Annotated in this window: 23 protein-coding genes, 1 pseudogene and 1 riboswitch; of the genes and pseudogenes, 11 read left to right on the forward strand and 13 right to left on the reverse strand. The window is 69.1% G+C overall.

Annotation, left to right across the window (positions count from 1 at the left end):
- Positions 1–14: 14 nt before the first annotated feature.
- Positions 15–497 carry a peroxiredoxin gene (locus VKQ35_RS08740; protein ID WP_324360609.1) on the forward strand — a complete coding sequence of 161 codons (483 nt, stop codon included), beginning with the start codon at positions 15–17 and terminating at the stop codon, positions 495–497.
- A 180-nt stretch (positions 498–677) separates the two neighbouring features.
- On the opposite strand, the gene VKQ35_RS08745 is transcribed toward VKQ35_RS08740, so the two are convergent.
- Together VKQ35_RS08745 and VKQ35_RS08750 are read right to left on the reverse strand one after the other, a co-directional pair.
- Positions 678–983, reverse strand: a complete 306-nt coding sequence (locus VKQ35_RS08745) for a hypothetical protein (protein WP_324360611.1) — start codon at positions 981–983, stop codon at positions 678–680.
- Between the two features lie 91 nt (positions 984–1074).
- On the reverse strand, positions 1075–1788 hold the full coding sequence (locus VKQ35_RS08750) for a DUF1223 domain-containing protein (RefSeq protein WP_324360613.1): 714 nt from the start codon (positions 1786–1788) through the stop codon (positions 1075–1077).
- Between the two features lie 122 nt (positions 1789–1910).
- Between VKQ35_RS08750 and VKQ35_RS08755 the strand changes: the two genes are divergently transcribed.
- Both VKQ35_RS08755 and VKQ35_RS08760 read left to right on the forward strand, forming a co-directional pair.
- Positions 1911–2471 carry a sigma-70 family RNA polymerase sigma factor gene (locus tag VKQ35_RS08755; protein WP_324360615.1) on the forward strand — a complete coding sequence of 187 codons (561 nt, stop codon included), beginning with the start codon at positions 1911–1913 and terminating at the stop codon, positions 2469–2471.
- Entirely contained in the window at positions 2455–3105 is a 651-nt protein-coding gene (locus VKQ35_RS08760; protein WP_324360617.1) for a DUF1109 domain-containing protein, read from the forward strand. The genes VKQ35_RS08755 and VKQ35_RS08760 overlap by 17 nt, the downstream gene beginning before the upstream one ends.
- Positions 3106–3115: 10 nt before the next feature.
- Here the strand turns inward: VKQ35_RS08760 and VKQ35_RS08765 are convergent, their stop codons facing one another.
- From VKQ35_RS08765 to VKQ35_RS08800, 8 genes are all read right to left on the reverse strand, one after another.
- Positions 3116–3895, reverse strand: coding sequence for a hypothetical protein (locus VKQ35_RS08765; protein WP_324360618.1), 780 nt, complete (start codon positions 3893–3895; stop codon positions 3116–3118).
- A gap of 103 nt (positions 3896–3998) precedes the next feature.
- Positions 3999–4718, reverse strand: coding sequence for an aspartate/glutamate racemase family protein (locus tag VKQ35_RS08770; RefSeq protein WP_324360620.1), 720 nt, complete (start codon positions 4716–4718; stop codon positions 3999–4001).
- Between the two features lie 63 nt (positions 4719–4781).
- On the reverse strand, positions 4782–5798 hold the full coding sequence (locus VKQ35_RS08775; protein ID WP_324360622.1) for a D-cysteine desulfhydrase: 1017 nt from the start codon (positions 5796–5798) through the stop codon (positions 4782–4784).
- Positions 5799–5889: 91 nt separating this feature from the next.
- On the reverse strand, positions 5890–6261 hold the full coding sequence (locus VKQ35_RS08780) for a hypothetical protein (protein WP_324360624.1): 372 nt from the start codon (positions 6259–6261) through the stop codon (positions 5890–5892).
- Between the two features lie 28 nt (positions 6262–6289).
- Entirely contained in the window at positions 6290–6661 is a 372-nt protein-coding gene (locus VKQ35_RS08785) for a hypothetical protein (RefSeq protein ID WP_324360626.1), read from the reverse strand.
- Between the two features lie 72 nt (positions 6662–6733).
- On the reverse strand, positions 6734–7201 hold the full coding sequence (locus VKQ35_RS08790; protein ID WP_324360628.1) for a DUF6491 family protein: 468 nt from the start codon (positions 7199–7201) through the stop codon (positions 6734–6736).
- A gap of 115 nt (positions 7202–7316) precedes the next feature.
- The gene (locus VKQ35_RS08795; RefSeq protein ID WP_324360630.1) at positions 7317–7700 is read right to left on the reverse strand and encodes a hypothetical protein; all 384 of its coding nucleotides are present in this window, start codon (positions 7698–7700) and stop codon (positions 7317–7319) included.
- A 102-nt stretch (positions 7701–7802) separates the two neighbouring features.
- Positions 7803–8624: an enoyl-CoA hydratase-related protein gene (locus VKQ35_RS08800; RefSeq protein WP_324360632.1), complete on the reverse strand. Its 822-nt coding sequence runs from the start codon at positions 8622–8624 to the stop codon at positions 7803–7805.
- A gap of 98 nt (positions 8625–8722) precedes the next feature.
- Here VKQ35_RS08800 and VKQ35_RS08805 point away from each other — a divergent pair, with 98 nt between their 5' ends.
- On the forward strand, positions 8723–9475 hold the full coding sequence (locus tag VKQ35_RS08805; protein WP_324360634.1) for a VOC family protein: 753 nt from the start codon (positions 8723–8725) through the stop codon (positions 9473–9475).
- A gap of 38 nt (positions 9476–9513) precedes the next feature.
- Positions 9514–9620: riboswitch (TPP riboswitch) on the forward strand.
- A 54-nt stretch (positions 9621–9674) separates the two neighbouring features.
- Complete coding sequence (thiC, locus tag VKQ35_RS08810) at positions 9675–11525, forward strand: phosphomethylpyrimidine synthase ThiC (RefSeq protein ID WP_324360636.1); 1851 nt, start codon at positions 9675–9677, stop codon at positions 11523–11525.
- Positions 11526–11582: 57 nt separating this feature from the next.
- Here thiC and VKQ35_RS08815 read toward each other — a convergent pair whose 3' ends face one another.
- Positions 11583–11852, reverse strand: a complete 270-nt coding sequence (locus VKQ35_RS08815; protein WP_324360638.1) for a hypothetical protein — start codon at positions 11850–11852, stop codon at positions 11583–11585.
- Positions 11853–12042: 190 nt separating this feature from the next.
- Between VKQ35_RS08815 and VKQ35_RS08820 the strand changes: the two genes are divergently transcribed.
- A complete protein-coding gene (locus VKQ35_RS08820) occupies positions 12043–12792 on the forward strand; it encodes a pentapeptide repeat-containing protein (protein WP_324360640.1) in 750 nt (249 codons plus the stop codon).
- Between the two features lie 8 nt (positions 12793–12800).
- Here the strand turns inward: VKQ35_RS08820 and VKQ35_RS08825 are convergent, their stop codons facing one another.
- Positions 12801–13016, reverse strand: coding sequence for a hypothetical protein (locus VKQ35_RS08825; protein ID WP_324360642.1), 216 nt, complete (start codon positions 13014–13016; stop codon positions 12801–12803).
- Positions 13017–13167: 151 nt separating this feature from the next.
- Between VKQ35_RS08825 and VKQ35_RS08830 the strand changes: the two genes are divergently transcribed.
- The gene (locus VKQ35_RS08830; RefSeq protein ID WP_324360644.1) at positions 13168–14586 is read left to right on the forward strand and encodes a M20/M25/M40 family metallo-hydrolase; all 1419 of its coding nucleotides are present in this window, start codon (positions 13168–13170) and stop codon (positions 14584–14586) included.
- A gap of 62 nt (positions 14587–14648) precedes the next feature.
- The gene (locus tag VKQ35_RS08835) at positions 14649–15083 is read left to right on the forward strand and encodes a hypothetical protein (RefSeq protein WP_324360646.1); all 435 of its coding nucleotides are present in this window, start codon (positions 14649–14651) and stop codon (positions 15081–15083) included.
- A gap of 238 nt (positions 15084–15321) precedes the next feature.
- Here VKQ35_RS08835 and VKQ35_RS08840 read toward each other — a convergent pair whose 3' ends face one another.
- Positions 15322–16077 carry a hypothetical protein gene (locus tag VKQ35_RS08840; RefSeq protein WP_324360648.1) on the reverse strand — a complete coding sequence of 252 codons (756 nt, stop codon included), beginning with the start codon at positions 16075–16077 and terminating at the stop codon, positions 15322–15324.
- A gap of 357 nt (positions 16078–16434) precedes the next feature.
- Here VKQ35_RS08840 and VKQ35_RS08845 point away from each other — a divergent pair.
- From VKQ35_RS08845 to VKQ35_RS08855, 3 genes and pseudogenes are all read left to right on the forward strand, one after another.
- Positions 16435–16596: pseudogene (locus VKQ35_RS08845) on the forward strand (ClpX C4-type zinc finger protein); the annotation flags it as partial.
- 277 nt (positions 16597–16873) lie between these two features.
- Entirely contained in the window at positions 16874–17407 is a 534-nt protein-coding gene (locus VKQ35_RS08850; RefSeq protein ID WP_324360650.1) for a dihydrofolate reductase family protein, read from the forward strand.
- Positions 17408–17623: 216 nt separating this feature from the next.
- Positions 17624–19411 carry a long-chain-acyl-CoA synthetase gene (locus tag VKQ35_RS08855; protein ID WP_324360652.1) on the forward strand — a complete coding sequence of 596 codons (1788 nt, stop codon included), beginning with the start codon at positions 17624–17626 and terminating at the stop codon, positions 19409–19411.
- Positions 19412–19445 lie beyond the last annotated feature (34 nt).

Here is a 19445-nt window from a genome sequence, read left to right on the forward strand (position 1 = left end):
AGAGGAACGGATCCATGACCATCAAAGTCGGCGACAAGCTGCCCAGCGTTACCCTCACCCTGGCGACCGCCGAGGGTCCCAAGCCGGTGACCACCGAAGAGTTCTTCGGCGGCAAGAAGGTGGCGCTGTTCGCGCTGCCGGGCGCGTTCACGCCGACCTGCTCGGCCAAGCACCTGCCGGGCTTCAAGCAGCTGGCCTCCGAGATCAAGAGCAAGGGCGTCGACGTGATCGCCTGCCTTTCGGTCAACGACGCCTTCGTCATGCGCGCCTGGGCCGAGGATCAGGCCGTGGGCGACGACATCGCCATGCTGGCCGACGGCGGCGCGGCCTTCACCGACGCAGTGGGCCTGGCCTTCGACGCCTCGCGCTTCGGCATGGGCAAGCGCTCGCAGCGCTATTCGATGATCGTCGACGACGGCGTGGTGAAGGAGCTGAACATCGAAGAGGGCGGCGAGTTCCGCGTCTCGGCGGCCGACTACCTGCTGGCCCAGCTCTAATCGAGCTAGCGCTGGGTAAGAGAAATTCGCGCGCCGCACGAGGGGCTCTCATCTCGAGCGCAACCTGTTGCACAGCGTCCCGAGCCAGCGCTTCCTGCACAACAGGCAGCCGCCTGGGCCAATAGGCGGAGGGCCTCGCGGATCGCGCCGCGAGGCCCCGCCACCAGGCCGGTTCGTCGGCTACTTCTTGGAGGCCATGGCGTCGGTGGCCATCGCGCCCTTCGACATGGAGCCGGTGGACATGCCGTCGGTCTTGGCCATGGCGCCGGTCTCGGCCATCGGCTTCTTCTTCATCGCCTTCTTCATCGGCGTCTTCATGGAGTCGGTCTTCATGCCGTCCGTCTTGGCCATGCCATCGGTCTTGGCCATGGCGCCGGTCGACATCGCGCCGGTGGCGGCCATCGGCTTGTCCTGGGCCAGCGCCCCGCCGGCGAAGGCGGCGGCGAGCGTCAGGGCGCTGAGGGCGGTGAGGGTCTTACGCAGCATTTCTGGTCTTCCTTCTCTTGGGAACCGGCCAAGCCGGCAGGGTCTCCTCCGCGGGGTCGCGGAGAATTGGGTCTCAACGGTGTGTGGGAAATCAGCTCTTGGCGGCCGCCAGGATGGGGCCGCCGGGCCCGGCCTGGACCAGAATGGCGGTCTTCAGGCCGCCAGGAAGCCCAGGCGCCGCGGCTGGCACGGCGAAGCTCTTGGCCCCGCCTGACCAGTCGCCCAGCCGCGTCAGTTCCTTGACGACGTTCTTGTGCGGCAGGGTCTTGCCGGTGTTCTCGCCGCGCCTGACCGGCACCTGCACGACATTCGGGTCATAGCGCACCAGCCAGACATCGGCGGCGCGCTTGGGGGAGGGGCCGGAAATCGCCACCGCGCCGCCCTGCAGGCTGAGCGCCGGGCCGCCCGAGGCCAGCGGCGCGCGGCGCAGGGCCATGTCGATGTCCCCGACGCTTTGGCCCACGGTGTCGAGACGGCCGTTGATCACCACCTGCGGCGTGGCGACGTTGTCGTGCCGCAGGCCCTTGGCATAGTCCCACTGGCGGTCGGTGAACTTCTTCTGGGCGAAGGTGTCCTTCCAGCCCAGGTCGTCCCAATAGGTTACGCCGAACGACAGGGCCAGGATCTCCGGCCGCGCGGAGATCGCCGCCACCGCCGCGTTTGCCGGCGGGCAGGAGGAACAGCCCTGGCTGGTGTAGAGCTCGACCACCTGCACAGGCCCTGCTGTGGGCGCGGCGGACTGGGCGAGCGCGCCGCCCACTGGTGACAGCGCCAGGGCGGCGGCGATTGCGATCAGGCTCTTCATGTCGATCTCCCCAAAGCACATTGGCAAAGCTCGATCACTGGTTCGCATCGGAGCGCGGTTCGGTTACCAACATCCAGCCTGTAACGTTTCGCCGAGTGGCGCGAACTCCCTAAAAGGCGGCGTTGGACGAGATCGAACCCAGACTGCGAGGCTTGATGCTCGCCGGCCTCGCCGGAGAGGCCGAGCCCTATCGCCGGCTGCTGAACGAGCTCAGCGCGCTGCTGCGCGGCTACTATGGCCGCCGCTGCCCGCCGGGCGTGGACGCCGAGGACCTGGTGCAGGAGACGCTGATCGCCGTGCATACGCGCCGCGCCACCTATGACGCCGGCCAGCCCTTCACCGCCTGGGCCTATGCGATCGCGCGCTACAAGCTGATCGATGCGCTGCGCCGGGGACGCCTGCACCTGCGCGCGCCGGCCGAGGAAGCCGACGCCCTGTTCGTGCCGGCCGGAGCGGACGCCGCCATGGCCGCCCGCGACCTGGAACGCGTCATGGCCGACCTACCAGATCGCACCCGCGCGCTGATCCGCGAAACCAAGATCGAAGGGCTCTCGACCCGCGAGGCGGCCCAAAAGCACGACATGACCGAGAGCGCGGTGAAGGTCGCCATCCACCGGGGCCTGAAGTCGCTCGGCGGCCGGTATGCGCCACAGGAAGGGGGCTCCGATGTCGAAGACGACTGATGAGCTCATCGCCGGCCTGACGGCGGACGTGCCCAAGGTCGCGCCGGGCGCTGTCGGCCGCCGTATCGCGCTCGGCCTTGGCCTCGGCGGCCTGGGCTCCGCGGCGGTGATGCTGGCCTGGCTGGGACCCCGGCCCGACCTCGCCCAGGCGGTCATGACGCCGATGTTCTGGATGAAGTTCGGCTATGCGGCGCTGACCGGCCTGATCCTGGCCGGCGTGCTGGTCCGGCTCGCCAAGCCCGCGGCGCGGGTCGGCGGACTCGCCCTGGCCGCCGCGGCGCCCTTTGCGCTGGTGGCGGCGATGGCGGCCATGCGCTTTGCGCAGGCGCCGGCGGACGCGCACCACGCCATGTTGATGGGGCACTCCTCGATGATCTGCCCCTGGCGGATCCTGGCGATCGGCTTGCCGCTGCTGGCCGGCGCAGTCTGGGCGGTGCGGGGGCTCGCGCCCACCCGCCTGGGCCTCGCCGGCCTCGCCGCCGGCGGCTGCGCCGGCGCGCTGGGGGCGATGATCTATTCGGTCGCCTGCAACGAGACCTCGGCCCCGTTCCTGGCCATCTGGTACACGCTCGGCATGGCGCTCGTCGCCGCGGTCGGCGCAGCGGCGGGCTCGCGGCTGCTGCGCTGGCGCTAGGCGCTGCGAGCTATTTGCGCCGCCGCTCGAGCTCGATCTGCGACGGGGTCTTGGGCAGTTCGTCCAGCGTCAGCTTGCCGTCGTGGCGCTTGTCGAGGATCGCGAAGCGGCGATCGGCGGCCGCCAGGAACTCGGCCTTGCTGATCCGTCCATCCAGATTGGTGTCGGTCGCGGTCAGCGGCTCGGCCTCGCCGAAGAAGCCGTAGGCCGCCGCGCCCACCAGCTGGCGCCGCTGCGGCCGGGTCGCGCCCAGGCTGGGGGGCGGACCCTTCGGGCCGAGCGTATCCGGCTCGCCCGGATGGCCGCCTTCCGGCTGCTGCAGCGGCCCTGGACCGCTGAGCTGAGCGAGGTAGAGCTGCGCGCCCTGATGTCCCGGCAGGCTGCGGGGCGCCGCCAGGCCGACCGCGCCCGGTCCCAGGATGTCGGGCACCACGCGGCTCTCGTAGAAGGCAATCTCAGGGCCGTCGAGATAGCCGTTCTCGTTGGCGTCCAGCGCATCGAAGAAGCCCTCGTGATCGGCGCGGAACTCCTTCTTGTCGATCACCCCGTCGTGGTTCAGGTCGGCCTGTTTGAACCACAGGGCGGACGGATAGGGCTCGCCCGGGCGGCCGCGGTAAGGCTCGCCGCAGGGACTGATGAACAGCTGGGTGAAGCCCGCCGCGGCGGGACCGTCGCTGCCGCCGAACGGCAGGGCCGGGATGGGCGGCGCCGGCGCCTGCGCATGGCCGAAGGGCGAGGCCCCCAGCGCCAGGCCCAGGGCCAACGGGATAAGGCGGATGCGTGGCCGCATGAATTTCATTCCCCCAACTCGGCCAGTCCCGATTCTCGCGCATCCTAGCCGCGAACTTGGCCGATCCGGCGCCCGGACTGTTGCAGATGCGATACCGGGGGTTTCAGCCTGTGGGAAGCGTGGGGACCGGCTCCAGGCCGAGGCACACCGCCACACAGCGCCGCGCCAGGAGTTCGCCCGGATCGATGAGCGGGCCGCGCACGTCCTTCGCGTCCAGCACCAGCGGCGCCTCGGTGCAGCCTGCGACCACCGCCTCGGCCCCGGCCGCGACCAGGTCGGCGGCGTAGCCGGCCATCTCCTTGCGCACGGCCGGACCCAGGTCGCCGCCCTTGATCTTGTAGATCGTGACCATGAACTCGTCCTGCCGCTCGGGCTCGAGGCTGACCAGCCCCATGGCCTGGGCCGCCAGATATTCCCGGTAGAGCCGAAGCGCGCCCTTGGTGCCCAGCACGCCGACCCTCCGCGCGCCCAGGTCTCGCGCGGCGCTCGCGCCGGTCTCGATCAGGTCGATCAGCGGCAGGCCGCTCGCCCGCTGGATCAGGCCCGCATGCGCGTGGGCGGTGTTGCAGGGCATGGCCAGCACCTCGGCGCCGGCGCCGGCCAGCGCGCCCGCCATCTCCGCCAGCGTCGCGCCCGCGGCGGGGCCGAGCGTGTTGCGGTCCGGCACCTTGGGATTGAGGTCCATCAGGATGCGGATGTGGTCGGCGTCGCCCTTCGCCGGGGTGAAGGCGTGGACCTGGTTCAGGAACACCAGCGTCGCGGCCGGGCCCATGCCGCCCAGCACGCCCAGCACCAGCGACTTGCGGGCAGGCTCCTCACTCATCCTACTTCGCTCCTGCCGGAGCTTCGAAGGACAAGTCCTGCGTAGCCTTGGCGAAACAGGACATCAGAGGTGGCCGTCCAGGACCGACTGGTAGCCGAACAGGCCCTGGGCGCCGCCGGTGTGCAGGAAGACCACGGTCTCGCCGTCGAACTGGCCGGCTTTCGAGAGGGCGATCAGCCCCTTCATCGCCTTGCCGGTATAGACCGGGTCCAACAGGATCGCGTCGGTGCGCGCGGCCAGCTTCAGCGCCTCGATCACCTCTTCGTCGACGATGCCGTAGCCCGCCCCGACGTAGTCGCAGTCGGCCACCACCATGTCGCGGGTGACGCGGTCCTTGTGGCCCAGCAGGTCGGCGGTTTCCACGGCCAGCTTGAAGACGTTGGCCTCCTGAGCCTCTTTCGGCGCGCGCACGCCGATGCCCAGGATCGGGATGTCGGCGCCCATGACCGCGATGCCGGCCACCAGACCCGCGTGCGTCCCGGCGCTGCCGGTGGCGGTGACGATGCGGTCGATCTCCAGCCCCATCTCGTTGGCCTGGTTCACCAGCTCCAGCGCGCATTCCACATAGCCCAGCGCCCCGATCACATTGGAGCCGCCGCCCGGGATCACATAGGGCCGCTCGCCACGCGCGGCGACCTCGGCGGCCACCAGGGCGAGCTGTTCGTTCATGTCCGTGCCACCCGGCACGCGGCGGATCTTGGCCCCCATCAGCTCGTCCAGCAGGACGTTGCCCGACTGGGTGTAGTCGACGGCGTTGGAGCCGGTGCGCTCCTCCAGGATGATCTCGCAGTCGAGGCCGAAGCGGACCGCCGCGGCCGCCGTCTGGCGCACGTGGTTCGACTGCACCGCGCCCTGGGTGACCAACGTCGTGGCGTCGTTGGCCAGCGCGTCGCCCAGCAGATATTCCAGCTTGCGGGTCTTGTTGCCGCCGCCGGCCAGGCCCGTGCAATCGTCGCGCTTGATCCACAGGTTCGGGCCGCCGCCCGGCGAGCCCGAAAGCGCTTCGCTCAGCCGCGGCAACGGCTCGAGCGGGGTGGGGAGATGGGCGAAGCGGACGGGGTTATATCGGGCGAGATGCATGGCGCCGCCGTACACCGAAGTGACGCTGCGGCATAGCCCCCGCCAGAGCGTAAGTGAGGTTTCGCCGTTCTGCGAATTTCGCGCGGCGAACCTAGGGCTGCAACGCTTTCGGGATGGCGGCCGCCGCGGCCTCGGTCAGCTTGGTCATGCTGGCGATGTGGCAGCGCGAACCGCGCACGATCACCTCCAGGTCGTGGGCATGGCAGATCTTGCCCAGGCCCAGATCCTTGACCACCATCGGCTCGTGCGAGGTGGCGTGCGCCAGGCAGGCGCTGTCGGTCTTCACCTCGTAGGTGTCGACGCCGTTCACGTTCAGATAGATCGTGTCCTTGCCAGCGATGGTGTGGCTGCGCAGGTCCTCGGTCAGGAAGCAGCCCTTGGGCGCGTGCTGCGCGGCCGCGCCGGAGCCGAGCGACAGGACCAGGACCGCGCCGGCCAGGCCCGCGGCTATCGAAAGTTTCATCATCGGCCTCCCGTGATCGGCGTTCGTGTCAGGGCTTCATCTTCTTCGGCAAGGCCGCGGCCTCGGCCGGGGTGAGCTTGGTCATGTTGGAGACGATGCAGCGGGCCCCGCGCACGCTGATATCCAGATCCATCTTGTTGCAGATCTGGCCGCTGCCGGTGCGGTTGAGCATGACGATCGGGTCCGACGAACTGGCGCCGGCCAGGCAGCTGTCGCTGGTCTCGACCTTGTAGACCGACCGGCCGCCGACATCGAAATAGAGCACATGCTCGCCGCCCACGGTGTGGTTGCGCAGGTCGCGGGTCCAGAAGCAGTTGTTCTCCGCTTTCGGTTGGGCGGCGGCCGGCAGGCCGATCAGGACCGCCGCGGCGGCGCCGATCAGGATGGGAGCGGTCTTCATGGTCTCATCTCCTTTTGCGGCTCAACTGGCCACGCTTGCGCCGATTCCGCTGAATGCAGGCTGAACGCCGGGCTAGTGCGTCAGCCCGCCCCCCAGGACCGGCTTCAGGTGGAACCCTAGCGTCAGGTCCTGCGGATCGGAGCGGCGCGGCATGGCGGCCACCTCCTGCGGGGTCATCTTGCTGACGTTCTCGACGATGCAGCGGCCGCCCAACACGCGGACCTCAAGGTCCAGCTTGCCACAGACCTGACCGCCCGCTCCGTGGCTATCCACGCTGACCCGATCCGACGGCCCCGCCGCCGCTAGGCAGGGCCCGCTCACGTCGATCCGGTAGGTCTCGCGGTTGCGGACGTTGAAATAGATGACGTGGTTTCCGCCGATGGTCTGGTTGCGGATGTCGCGGACGAAGAAGCACTCGGGCGCGGGCTTGGCGGCAACCTCGGCCTGGACCGACGCCTGCGCCGGATCGGCGGCGCGGGAGGCGGGGGCGGCAAAGCTGGCCATCGCCGCGGCGGCGGCCAGGGCAAGGGCGGGCTTCATGGCGATCTCCCGATTTCTTATGACTTTTTTATATGCTGAGCTTGGCGTGAAGGCTACCATGATATCCGTTGGTATCGGCAGCCCTGGAGAAGGCTCACCGCTGCGAACGGCGCCGCTAGGGCTTCAGCTTCGCGGGCAGGGCCGAGGCCTGGGCAGGGGTCAGCTTGGTGAGCGTGTCGATCACGCAGCGCGAGGAGAGGCCGCCGCCGTTCACCTCGGCGTGGACGTCCAGGTCGGACGCCTCGCAGATCTTGGGCGCGCCGCGGCCGGTGAGGGTCACCGGGTCGCTGGGGGCCATGCCGCCCAGGCAGTTGTTGCTCATGCCCACCCGGTAGACCGACTGGCCGCCGACGTTGAGGTAGAGCGTGCGGTCGTCGGCGATGACGTGGCCCTTGATGTCCTTGACGTCGAAGCATTTTCCAGCCGGCTTCTCGGCGGCGAGCGCGGGTGTGCTGGCAGCCAGACTCACCGCGCCGATCAAGGCGATTGCAAGCTTCATCAGGGTCCTCCCGGGTCTCGACCCGCGCTCTTGACGGCGCGGCGATGAGGCCGATGTCACTCCCGGAAAAGCCAGCGCGCAAGCGCCGCTTGCGGGAACCGCCTACCGTCCCTGGAACACCGGCTCGCGCTTGGCCACGAAGGCGGCGGCGGCCTCCTTGTGGTCGGCGGTGGACGCGGAATGGACGTGGTGCGTCGCCTCCAGGTCGAGGCACTCATCGACCTCGCCGCCCATGGCCCGGTTGAGGTTCTCCTTCATGTAGCGGAAGCAGACCGCGGGGCCGCTGGCCAGGCGCTTGGCGATCTCGGCGGTCTTGGCGGCCAGCTCGTCCGGCTCGACCACCCAGTTGGCGAGGCCCAGCCGCAGCGCTTCGTCGGCGCTCACCCGGTCGGAGAGGAAGTACATCTCGCGCGCCTTGGCCGAACCGACCAGCTGGGTCAGGAAGTAGGTGCCGCCGTAGTCGCCGGCCAGGCCCACGCGGGCAAAGGCCGTCGTCAGGATCGCGGTCTTCGCCATGATCCTAAGGTCGCAGGCCAGCGCCAGCGACAGCCCCGCGCCGGCCGCCGCGCCCGGCAGGGCGGCGATGGTCGGCTTGGCCATCTTGAAGAGCTTGCCGGCCGTGGCCCGCTGGTTGATCCGCTGGGTGGCGATCGCCTCATCGATGCTGACCGGCCGGCCGCTGCCGGAATTGCGCTCGTTCATGCCCTTCACGTCGCCGCCGGCGCAGAAGCCCTGGCCGGCGCCGGTCAGCACCACGCAGCGCACGTCGGGGTTCAGCTCGGCGGCGGCCAGCTGCTGGCCCAGCGCCTGGTTCATGCCTTCGCTCATGGCGTTGCGCGCCTGCGGCCGGTTCAGCGTGAGGGTCAGCACGCCGCCCTCCAGGTCCGCCAGCAGGTCCTCGGTTCCGGTTTCCAGTTTCGCCATGACGCGTCCTCCCGAATGTTGCGGCCGCAACCCTAGGCCTTGACGCCTACGGAACGGAAGCCGGTAAGCTTGCGGCCAGTCATAGGGAGCCGGCTCAAATGCGCCTTCGTCAGATCGCCCTGGTGGGCCACGACCTCGCCGCCTGCGAGGCCGACATCCGCGCCATCCTTGGCCTCGACTACGCCTACGACGACCCGGGCGTCGGCGCCTTTGGGCTGAAGAACGCGGTCTTCCCGATCGGCGAGACCTTCCTGGAGGTGGTGTCGCCGAAACAGGAGGGCACCACCGCCGGCCGCCTGCTGCAGAAGCGAGGCGGTGATGGGGGGTATATGGCCATTTTCCAGGTCCACGACATCGAGCCGGCCCGCGACCGGATCGAAGCCGCCGGCGCCCGCACGGTCGCCCGCTACGACCGCGACAACGGCGTGCGCATGAGCCACATCCACCCGCGCGACATCGGCGCGGCCATCGTCTCGGTCGACCAGATGCCGACCTGGGAGCACTGGGAGTGGGGCGGCGAGGTCTGGCGGGAGAACCTGCGCACCGACGTCTCGACGGCGATCACCGGCGTCGAACTCCAGGGCGACGACCCGGAGGCGCTGGCCCGGCGCTGGGGCGAGATCCTCGGCTTTGCGCCGGTGAAGACCGGCGCGGGCTGGAGGATCGACCTCCCCGACGGCGGCGAAATCCGCTTCGTGGTCGCCACCGACGGCCGCGGCGAGGGCCTTGGCCGTTTCGACGTGGCGGTGAAGGACCCCGACGCCGTCCGCGCGGTGGCAAAGGCCCGCGGCAAACTCGAAGGCGACGACGTGATCCTCAGCGGGACGCGGGTGCGGCTGGTGCAGGCCTGATTTGAAGCTTTCCCCGCCGACCCTTCAGGCCTAACGTCGGGGTCTCCTCGGGGGGCCGCGCCAAGCGGCTGAGAGGCGGGTGATCCCGCGACCCGTCGAACCTGATCCGGGTCATGCCGGCGAAGGGAAGGACCTGCGGGCGCAAGCGTCGTTCGCTTCGATCTCCCGTCCCGGCGGCCCTCGAACGAGGCTGCACGCGATGAACAAGCCCACCGCCAATATCGAACCCGCTCAAATCCCCACCGGCGCCATTCCTGTTGGTGAAAGGCCGGGGTCGAAGAAGATCTATCAGGCCGGTGTCCTGTGGCCCGACATCCGAGTGCCGTTCCGCGAGGTGGCGGTCCATCCGAGCGCCAACGAGCCGGCTCTGACGCTCTACGATCCCTCCGGCCCCTACACCGACCCAACGGTCGGCATCGACATCGAGAAGGGCCTGTCCAAGACCCGCGAGCCCTGGGTGGTCTCCCGCGGCGACATCGAGATCGTGCAGAACCCCCGCGAGGTGAAGCCGGAGGACAACGGTTTCGCCAAGGGCGAGCATCTGGCGCCGCAGTTCACCGCGCCCCGCCGCGTCTACCGCGCCAAGGCCGGCGCCAACGTCACCCAGCTGGAATATGCGCGGCGCGGGATCATCACCCCCGAGATGGAATACGTCGCCATCCGCGAGAACCTGCGCCGCCAGTCCGGCGACTTCGCGATCCGCGACGGCGAGGACTTCGGCGCCGAGATCCCGGACTTCTGCACGCCGGAGTTCGTCCGCGACGAGATCGCCCGCGGCCGCGCCATCATCCCGGCCAACATCAACCACACCGAGCTCGAGCCGATGATCATCGGCCGCAACTTCCTGGTGAAGATCAACGCGAACATCGGCAACTCGGCCGTCCTCAGCCACGTCTCGGACGAGGTGGACAAGATGGTCTGGGCGATCCGCTGCGGCGGCGACACGGTCATGGACCTCTCCACCGGCCGCAACATCCACAACATCCGCGACTGGATCGTGCGCAACTCGCCCGTGCCGATCGGGACGGTGCCGATCTACCAGGCGCTGGAGAAGGTGAACGGCGTCGCCGAGGACCTGACCTGGGAGGTGTTCCGCGACACGCTCATCGAGCAGGCCGAGCAGGGCGTCGACTACTTCACCATCCACGCGGGCGTCAGGCTCGCCTATGTGCCGCTGACCGCCACGCGGGTGACCGGCATCGTCAGCCGCGGCGGCTCGATCATGGCCAAATGGTGCCTGGCGCATCACAAGGAGAACTTCCTCTACGAGCACTTCGAAGACATCTGCGAGATCATGAAGGCCTACGACGTCTCGTTCAGCCTGGGCGATGGCCTGCGCCCCGGCTGCATCGCCGACGCCAATGACGCCGCGCAATTCGGCGAGCTGGAGACCCTGGGCGAGCTCACCCAGATCGCCTGGAAGCATAACGTCCAGACCATGATCGAAGGCCCCGGCCACGTGCCGATGCACAAGATCAAGGCCAACATGGAAAAGCAGCTGAAGGTCTGCGGCGAGGCGCCGTTCTATACGCTAGGCCCGCTGACCACCGACGTGGCGCCCGGCTACGACCACATCACCAGCGCCATCGGCGCGGCGATGATCGGCTGGTTCGGCACGGCCATGCTCTGCTACGTGACGCCCAAGGAGCACCTGGGTCTGCCCAACCGTGAGGACGTCAAGGTGGGCGTCATGACCTACAAGCTCGCCGCCCACGCCGCGGATCTGGCTAAGGGCCATCCGACCGCACGGGCCTGGGACGACGCCATCTCCAGAGCCCGCTTCGAGTTCCGGTGGGAGGATCAGTTCAACCTCGGCATCGACCCGGAAACCGCGCGCCTCTACCACGACGAGACCCTGCCGAAGGAGGCGATGAAGACCGCCCACTTCTGCTCCATGTGCGGGCCCAAGTTCTGCTCGATGAAGATCAGCCAGGACATCCGGGACGCCGCGCGCAAGCAGAACGAGGTCGCCGGCGGCATGGCCGAGATGGCTGAGAAGTTCCGCAAGAGCGGCGGCGAGATCCTGGTGCCGGTCACGCTGGCCGAGTAGGCCGTCTCGGGCGGCGCCCTTCCCCCAGGCGCGGGAGAAGGGCGCAAGGGTCAGGGGTCAGCGGCAGACTTCGACCGGCCGCGACACGTACTGGCCGTACCAATTGTAGTAGCCGCGCCGCTCGACGAAGCAGCGGGCGTAGCCGCGGTCGTAGCGGCCTTCCCAGCGGTCGTAAGCGCGGTATTCGCCGCGACGCCAGTCGTCGCGGTCGCGGCGGTAGTCGCGGTCGTGATAGCCGCGGTCATGACCCCAGTCCGGATCGGCGAGCGCGGCGGCCGGGGCGGCCAGCGCGATCAGGGTCGCGCCGGCCAGAACGATCGATTTCATCTTCATGATCCAATTCCTCTGGACGGCGAGGTCGGAACGTTCCGACCTCATGGCCCGAAGATTGGCCGAGGCCGACTGAACGCCGCGCGAGCCCCGCCGTTAGCCAAGGTTCAACTAGCTGACGCCGCGTTCACGCCGCCGCGGCGCAGGAGGCCTTCTCTTGGCGGCTCGCCCGGCCCAGGATCGCGCGATGAGCGATCTTCCCGACCTGCGGCCCGGCGGCGCTTACGTTGGCCTCGACCTTTCCAGCGTCGACTTCGCCGAACGCGACCTGTCGGACGCGACCTTCGCGGACTGCACGCTGACAGACGCGCAGCTGTCGGCCATGATCCTGCAGAACGCGCGCTTCACGGACTGCCGGTTCGTCCGCTGCCGCTTCGCCCACGCGGACCTGCGCGAGGCCGTCTTCACGCGCTGCAACTTCGCCGATCCCGACAGTCACTCCGGCGTCCAGATCGCCTTCTCCCAGGCCGACCAGGCCGAGTTCACCGCCTGCGACCTCTCCTTCGCCGACATCGACCGCACCAGCCTGTGGTCGGTGGTTTTCAAGGACAGCAATCTGCGCGGCGCGCGCTTCCATCGGGCCGACTTCAGCCGCGCCTTCGGGGGCAAGGTGATCCGCACCGCGGCGGCCTTCACCGCCTGCAATCTGGAGCTCGCCGACCTCTCCGACGCGGAGCTGGCGACCTGCGATCTGTCGGGATCGTCCCTGCGCGAGGCGGACCTGACGGGCGCGGACCTGACCGGTGCGGACCTCACGCGCTGCGACCTTTTCCAGGCGCTCACCACCGACGCGAAGTTCGCCGACGCCGACCTGCGGGGCGCGGAGGTCTCAGGCCTTAGCCTCGCGGGCCTGGCGACCTACGAAGGTTTGAAGATCACCCTGTCGCAGCAGCAGGCCCTGCTCACCGCCATGGGCCTCGACGTCTACGCCGATTGAGGGGCTGACTAGTCCCGCTGACGCTGGCGTTGGCGCGGGGCTTTTTCCGGCGCCGGCCAGACGTGCACGGCCACCGCAAGGCTCACCGAGCCCAGCACCGCGCAGAGCGCACCGGCCCACTGCACCAGGGTCATGCCCAGCGCCGCATAGTGGCCGGCCAGGCCGCCGCAGAGGATCACAAGGCAGGCCGCAGCCCATTTGGCGAGTTCGTTGTAGTTGATCATCGAAGGCCCCGGACCGGCTCCGCACGCGAAATTGCGACGCGCACTTGAGACACGCGGTTCTTACCGAAAGGCTGCGGTTTGCCGCGATGTGGCATTGGGGCGCAGCGCCGGCCGGTGTTAGGACATCCGGCCGCCGCCGGAGTCGCCTGTCATGGATCCCAAAGCCCTCAATGCATTCGCCGCCGACCTGTGGGAGCGCGAGATCACGCCGGCGCTGGTCGACTACATTCGCATCCCGGCCAAGTCGCCGGCCTTCGATCCGGACTGGGCCAAGAGCGGCTTCATCGACCAGGCGGTCGACCACATGGCCGGCTGGGCGCGCGAGAAGATCAAGGCCCTGCCGGGGGCGACGCTGGAGATCGTTAGGCTGGAAGGCCGCACGCCAGTCATCCTGATCGAGAGCCCCGGGGAAGTGGACGACACCGTCCTGCTCTACGGCCACCTGGACAAGCAGCCGGAGATGACCGGCTGGTCGCAGGGCCTTGGCCCCTGGGAGCCGGTGATCCAGGGCGACAAGCTCTACGGCCGCGGCGGCGCCGACGACGGCTACGCGATCTACGCCTCGGTGACCGCGTTGCTGGCGCTGCAGGCGCAAGGCGTGAAGCGCGCGCGCTGCGTCGTCCTGATCGAGGCCTGCGAGGAGAGCGGCTCCTATGACCTGCCGTTCTATGTCGACGAACTGGCCGAGCGGATCGGGGCGCCGTCGCTGGTGATCTGCCTCGACAGCGGCTGCGGGAACTACGACCAGCTCTGGCTGACGACGTCGCTGCGCGGCTTGGCCGGCGGCCTGCTCACTGTCGAGGTGCTGACCGAGGGCGTCCACTCCGGCGACGCTTCCGGCGTGGTCCCCGACAGTTTCCGCCTGGCCCGCCAAGTGCTGTCGCGCTTCGAGGATGAGAAGACCGGCGCCGTCGCGCCGGCGCCGTTCAACGTCGAAATCCCGGCCGAGCGGAAGGCGCAGGCCAAGGTCGCCGCCCAAGCGCTGGGCGAGAGCGCCTGGCGCAAGTTCCCTTTCGCCGGCGCCACGGAGCCGCCGACCCGCGATCTCGCCGAGCTGATCCTGAACCGAACCTGGCGCCCGGCCTTGACGGTGATCGGCGCCGCGGGCCTGCCGCAGCCGGCCAACGCCGGCAATGTCCTGCGCCCCGGCACGTCGCTGGCGCTGTCGGTGCGCCTGCCGCCGACCGCGGACCCGGACGCCTGCATCAAGGCGCTCGGCGACACGCTCACCGCCGACCCGCCGCAGGGCGCGGTCGTGACCTTCGAGGGCAAGCAGGCGAGCCCGGGATGGAACGCGCCGCCGCTGCAGCCCTGGCTGGAGGCCGCGGTCCAGCGCGCCAGCCAGGCGACGTTCGGGCGCGAGGCGGCGATGATGGGCGAGGGCGGCACCATCCCCTTCATCGGCATGCTGGGCGAGAAATTCCCGCAGGCCCAGTTCCTGATCACCGGTGTCCTAGGCCCCGCGTCCAACGCCCACGGCCCCAACGAATTCATCCACCTGCCCACCGGCCGCAAGGTCACCGCCGCCGCCGCCCTCATCCTCGCCGACCACGCGGCGCGGGCGCGTTAGCCGCCGGCCTTGCGCGGCGCCCCGGCGTCCCCATCTCGACGCTGGGCAATGAGGGTGCGGGCATGCGCGGGATCGTCGAGCTCTGGCTGAGCCAGCTCTACAAGCTGACCGTGCTGTGGCCGGCCTGGTTGCTGACGCCGGAAGGGCTCAAGGCGCTGGTCAGCAGCCGGACGCTGTGGCGGGTCGCCCTGACGCTTGCCTTCGTCCTGGCCGTCGCCGCCTTCATCCAGGCCTATCCGCCGGGCGTCGCCTTCATCGGGGCCGGAGATGTGGTGGCCTACCTCGATATCATCGCCATCGCCTGGGTGGCCGGCGCCGCGAAGATCGTGCGCGCCGGAGTCGAGCTGGCGAGACAGGCGCTGAAGCGCAGGCCCGCCGCGCTGGTCGCGGCCCGGCGGGAGAGCCGGGCCGCGATGCGCCGCCGTCGGCAGAGACGGCCCCCACCGCCCGCCAACGACGACGCCCGCCCAGGCGGACGCTGGACCGTCGCCGCCTGAGCGCGTCTCGCGAATCCTCAGGCCGCCCAGGGCTACCGCCCTGTGGGCCGCCCGTGACGCCGAGGTCTATGTGTTCGTCAGTGTCCAGTCCGTCGGTCCGGAAAACCTGACGGTCGCGGAGAGGCTAGCGTCTGAGCCTCGGCCGGACATGGTGCAAATGGACTATGCGGTGATCCGTGCATGAAAAAGGCCGCTCCTTGGAGCGGCCCTCTTCAATCGTCTCCCCAACGGAAAACGGCTAGGTCTGCGGGACCTGGGTCGGCGGCGGCGCGCTGGTCTGCGGGGCGGTCGGCGGGTTCACCGGCTGCGGCGCGGCCTGCGGGATGTTCAGCACCAGGGGCGCGGCCGGGGCCGCGGCGGCCGGCGGGGCGACGCCCGGGGTCGGCAGCGGCATAGGCGGGGCCGCCTGGGCCGGCGCCCTCGTGCTGGCGTCAGCGGCGGTGTCCGAGGCCGAACTGCTGCGCGTGCTGGAAGTACGGGCCCGGGGCGGCGTGGCGCTGTGCGACGTGCGGGTGGTGGTCGTCGTCGTCCGGGTGACAGGGGGCGGCGCGTTTTGCGCCATCTGGCTCGGCGCCGCGGGGGACGCGGTGGTGGAGTCCGAGGTCGTCGTCGTGGTCGTGCCGCCGGGCGTCAGCTCGGCGACGCCGGCCTGGCCGTGCGGCTGAGTGTAGTACCAGCCCGCCGCGGCGATACCGCCGATCAGGATCAGGCCGGCGGCGATGGCGATCGGCGCGGTCGAGGACGACTTGGCCTGGCTGCGGCTCGCATAGACGGGCGGCGCGGCGAAGGCGCTGTTGGCGGGATCCGCCTCGTTCAGCCGGTCGATCTGCGGCTCCGTCTCAAGGGCCGGCTCGGCGGCGAAGCTGCGCGTCTCGGCCGGCCGGGCGGCGCGGCTCGCCGAGCCGAACCCGCGGCGCTTCTTGTTGCGCTCCCAGGATGGGATGGGCGCGAACATCGAGCTGTCGTCAGGGGTGGTCTTGGACGTGGCGGTCATATCGAAGTCCCTCCAGGGGGTGTGCAATGCTGGACCCTCCAAACGGCCCCGGTTGCGGCAGGTTCCGGTTCCGTTGCGGCGCGGCTTGGCTGTAGGGACCGGCCCAAGGGCCTGAACACGCCGGTGGCCGATGCTATGAAAATATAGCTATAACAATGTGATGGGAGAATTCAGCGGGCACAGGCGCGCCATGCGGCGGGTCCCGCGACGCTGCCACTCCGCCCCCAAATGACCTTATTCTGGCCCGTCAGGGATGTCTTGACAGCGGCGGCACGTCAGGTGATACCTGACAGTCAGGGAAGACCTGACAAGGAGGCTCTCATGACCGACCCCAAGCCCAAGCGCACGCCCGAAGAGATCAAGGCCCGCCGCAAGGTCGAACGCGCCACCGGCCACAGGCTGCCCAAGGCGCTGCACTGCTCGTTCTGCGGCAAGTCGCAGGCTGAGGTGGCCAAGCTGATCGCCGGGCCCTTCGTCTTCGTCTGCGACGAGTGCGTGGCGATGTGCAACGACGTGATCGCCGGCCGCCCTGTCCCCGACAAGGGCTACACCAAGCCCCTGGAGCGCCCCACCGACCAGCTGCTGTCGCTAATGGGCTCGGTGAACTTCGCCGCCGACGCCAGCCGCAACTTCCTGCAGCAGGTGGTCGATACCCTGCGCGGCCGCGAGGTGAGCTGGGCCGACATCGGCGAAGCGCTCGGCGTCTCACGCCAGTCGGCGTGGGAACGGTTCTCCTAGCGTCCCAATCCGCAAGTTTGCACGCTACTGTTCGGAGATTGTGCGGAGGCGTGAGGGCATGGGGAAGCTTATCTTTGGAATGATGCAGTCCCTCGACGGCTACGTCGACCATCTGAAATTGCCGCCGCCCGGGGTAGCGCTTCACCCTCACTTCAACGATCACGTCCGTGGCCTGGCCGGCAGTCTGCTCGGCCGTCGAATGTATGAGATCATGTGCTACTGGGACGAGGATCAGGCGGGGTGGGATGCGGTCGACCACGACTTCGCCGCGGCTTGGCGCGCGCAGCCGAAATGGGTCGTGTCGCGTTCGCTGACCTCGGTCGGCGCCAACGCGACGCTGGTCGCCGACGACGTCGAGCGGTTCGTGCGCCGGCTGAAGGCGGAGGTCGAGGGCGATATCGACGTCGCGGGGCCTGTGCTGGCGGGCAGCCTTACCGACCTCGGTCTGATCGACGAGTACCGACTCTACTTGCGTCCCTTCGTGCTGGGCGGCGGCCAGCCATATTTCGCCGCCGCCCGGCCGCCGCTCCGCCTGGTGGCCACCGATCTCCTTGGCGAAGACACTGTCAGGCTCACGTTCGTCCCGGCGTGATGTCGTCATCTCGCGGACGAGCGAGGCCCACCCCGGGCGCCTGCCTTTGTTCCGAGCTAAGTCTTAATCACGCTTAACTATTTGTGGCCTGGGCGCCGCGTTTTCGCGTCCGGCGGGCGCCATGCAACACGCCGCACGTTGCAACACCTTGACCCCGCGTCCGCCGCATCCCCAAGCTGGCCGCAGCTGTCTTTTGGGGGGCAGCCGGAGCCCGCAATGCCGTTCATGGCCGACTTTCAGCGCGAACGGCGCTTCATGCGGGGCCTGAACCGGACGCTGAAGCGCGTGAAGTCGATCGCGTCGGACAGCGCCAACCTGATCTGCGACGACATCCAGGCCGCCGTCGACCAGCACCGCGACCGCACGGCCATGACCTTCGAGGGGCGCACCCTCAGCTACGCCGAGCTCGACGCGATCGCCAACCGCTTCGCCCACTGGGGCAAGGGGATCAATCTGCGGCGCGGCCAGACGGTGGCGTTGTTCATGCCCAACCGGCTGGAATATTTCCCGATCTGGTATGGCCTGTCGAAGATCGGCGTGGTCACCGCGCTGATCAACAACCAGCTCTCGGGCCTGGCGCTCGCCCACTGCCTGAATATCTCCCAGGCGGCCTGCGTCATCGTCGACGCCGAGACCTCGCCGGTCTTCGAGGCGGCGAAATCCCTGCTGGAAAAGCCCTTGCCGCAATGGGTGTTTGGCCCCGCCCATGGCGAGCAACGCGACCTTGTCCAGGCGCTGAAGAGCTGCAGCCAGCTGCCGCCGGACAGGATCGTGCGCGAGGACATCCGGGCGCGTGACACCGCGCTCTTGATCTTCACCTCCGGCACCACTGGCATGCCCAAGGCGGCCAGGATCACCCACGTCCGCGCCCAGCTCTACATGCGCGGCTTCGCCGGCGCGACGGGGGCCAAGCAGACCGACCGCATCTACGTGGCCCTGCCGCTCTATCACGCCACCGGCGGGCTCTGCGCCCTGGGCGCGGCGCTCCTGAACGGCGGCTCGGTGTTCCTGCGGCGCAAGTTCTCGGCCAGCCACTTCTGGGGCGAGGCGGTGGACGAGGGCTGCACCATGTTCGTCTACATCGGCGAGCTCTGTCGCTACCTGGTGAATCAGGCGCCGGGCGAGGACGAGACCCGCCACAAGATCCGCATGGCCTTCGGCAACGGCCTGCGCCCCGACATCTGGCCGACCATGAAGCAGCGCTTCAGGATCCCGGAGATCCTGGAGTTCTACGGTTCGACCGAGGGCAACGTCTCGATGTTCAACTTCGATGGCCGCGAGGGCGCCATCGGCCGTGCGCCGAAATGGCTGCGCAAGCGCTTCAACGTTCGCCTCGTGCAGTTCGACGTGGAGAGCGAGACGGCGATCCGCGGGACCAATGGCCTCTGCATCGAGGCCGGGGCCGGCCAGATCGGCGAGTGCATCGGCCAGATCGGCGGCGACGCCCGGTCCGAGTACTCCGGCTACGTCGACAAGGCCGCGTCCGAGAAGAAGGTGCTGCACGACGTCTTCGAGAAGGGCGACCGCTGGTTCGCCACCGGCGACCTGATGAAGACCGACGCCGACGGCTACTTCTATTTCGTCGACCGCATCGGCGACACCTTCCGCTGGAAGGGCGAGAACGTGTCCACCAACGAGGTCGCCGAGCGTCTCTTGGGCTGTCCGGGCGTCAGGGAGGCCAACGTCTATGGCGTCGAGGTGCCGGGCGCGGAGGGGCGTGCGGGCATGGCGGGGCTGGTGGTCGGGCCCGAGTTCGACATCAAGACCTTCGGCGACGGCGTCGTCCACGAACTGCCGCCCTACGCCCAGCCGCTGTTCGTCCGCATCCTGCCGGCGCTGGACACCACCGGCACCTTCAAGACCCGCAAGATGGACCTGATCGCGGACGGCTACGACCCGGCCAAGATCAAGGGCCCGCTCTATTTCCGCGACGCCAAGCGTGGCTATGTGAAGATCACCAAGAGCGTCTACGAAAAGATCGTCACCGGGGTGGCGAAGCTCTGAGCTTTCTGGCGCAGACGTCGGGAGCAAGGCTATG

The sequence above is a fragment of the Phenylobacterium sp. genome (assembly GCF_035309685.1).
In the GTDB taxonomy this organism is placed as follows: Bacteria; Pseudomonadota; Alphaproteobacteria; order Caulobacterales; family Caulobacteraceae; genus Phenylobacterium.

Bases quoted from the DNA above. Each gene is read 5' to 3' on its own strand.
- VKQ35_RS08770 (WP_324360620.1), bottom strand. From the start codon at position 4,718: ATGAGTGAGGAGCCTGCCCGCAAGTCGCTGGTGCTGGGCGTGCTGGGC.
- VKQ35_RS08850 (WP_324360650.1), top strand. From the start codon at position 16,874: ATGGGGAAGCTTATCTTTGGAATGATGCAGTCCCTCGACGGCTACGTC.
- VKQ35_RS08745 (WP_324360611.1), bottom strand. From the start codon at position 983: ATGCTGCGTAAGACCCTCACCGCCCTCAGCGCCCTGACGCTCGCCGCC.
- VKQ35_RS08835 (WP_324360646.1), top strand. From the start codon at position 14,649: ATGCGCGGGATCGTCGAGCTCTGGCTGAGCCAGCTCTACAAGCTGACC.
- VKQ35_RS08855 (WP_324360652.1), top strand. From the start codon at position 17,624: ATGCCGTTCATGGCCGACTTTCAGCGCGAACGGCGCTTCATGCGGGGC.
- VKQ35_RS08765 (WP_324360618.1), bottom strand. From the start codon at position 3,895: ATGCGGCCACGCATCCGCCTTATCCCGTTGGCCCTGGGCCTGGCGCTG.
- VKQ35_RS08825 (WP_324360642.1), bottom strand. From the start codon at position 13,016: ATGATCAACTACAACGAACTCGCCAAATGGGCTGCGGCCTGCCTTGTG.
- VKQ35_RS08795 (WP_324360630.1), bottom strand. From the start codon at position 7,700: ATGAAGCTTGCAATCGCCTTGATCGGCGCGGTGAGTCTGGCTGCCAGC.
- VKQ35_RS08790 (WP_324360628.1), bottom strand. From the start codon at position 7,201: ATGAAGCCCGCCCTTGCCCTGGCCGCCGCCGCGGCGATGGCCAGCTTT.
- VKQ35_RS08760 (WP_324360617.1), top strand. From the start codon at position 2,455: ATGTCGAAGACGACTGATGAGCTCATCGCCGGCCTGACGGCGGACGTG.
- VKQ35_RS08830 (WP_324360644.1), top strand. From the start codon at position 13,168: ATGGATCCCAAAGCCCTCAATGCATTCGCCGCCGACCTGTGGGAGCGC.
- VKQ35_RS08815 (WP_324360638.1), bottom strand. From the start codon at position 11,852: ATGAAATCGATCGTTCTGGCCGGCGCGACCCTGATCGCGCTGGCCGCC.
- VKQ35_RS08820 (WP_324360640.1), top strand. From the start codon at position 12,043: ATGAGCGATCTTCCCGACCTGCGGCCCGGCGGCGCTTACGTTGGCCTC.
- thiC (WP_324360636.1), top strand. From the start codon at position 9,675: ATGAACAAGCCCACCGCCAATATCGAACCCGCTCAAATCCCCACCGGC.
- VKQ35_RS08785 (WP_324360626.1), bottom strand. From the start codon at position 6,661: ATGAAGACCGCTCCCATCCTGATCGGCGCCGCCGCGGCGGTCCTGATC.
- VKQ35_RS08805 (WP_324360634.1), top strand. From the start codon at position 8,723: ATGCGCCTTCGTCAGATCGCCCTGGTGGGCCACGACCTCGCCGCCTGC.
- VKQ35_RS08740 (WP_324360609.1), top strand. From the start codon at position 15: ATGACCATCAAAGTCGGCGACAAGCTGCCCAGCGTTACCCTCACCCTG.
- VKQ35_RS08775 (WP_324360622.1), bottom strand. From the start codon at position 5,798: ATGCATCTCGCCCGATATAACCCCGTCCGCTTCGCCCATCTCCCCACC.
- VKQ35_RS08800 (WP_324360632.1), bottom strand. From the start codon at position 8,624: ATGGCGAAACTGGAAACCGGAACCGAGGACCTGCTGGCGGACCTGGAG.
- VKQ35_RS08840 (WP_324360648.1), bottom strand. From the start codon at position 16,077: ATGACCGCCACGTCCAAGACCACCCCTGACGACAGCTCGATGTTCGCG.
- VKQ35_RS08780 (WP_324360624.1), bottom strand. From the start codon at position 6,261: ATGAAACTTTCGATAGCCGCGGGCCTGGCCGGCGCGGTCCTGGTCCTG.
- VKQ35_RS08750 (WP_324360613.1), bottom strand. From the start codon at position 1,788: ATGAAGAGCCTGATCGCAATCGCCGCCGCCCTGGCGCTGTCACCAGTG.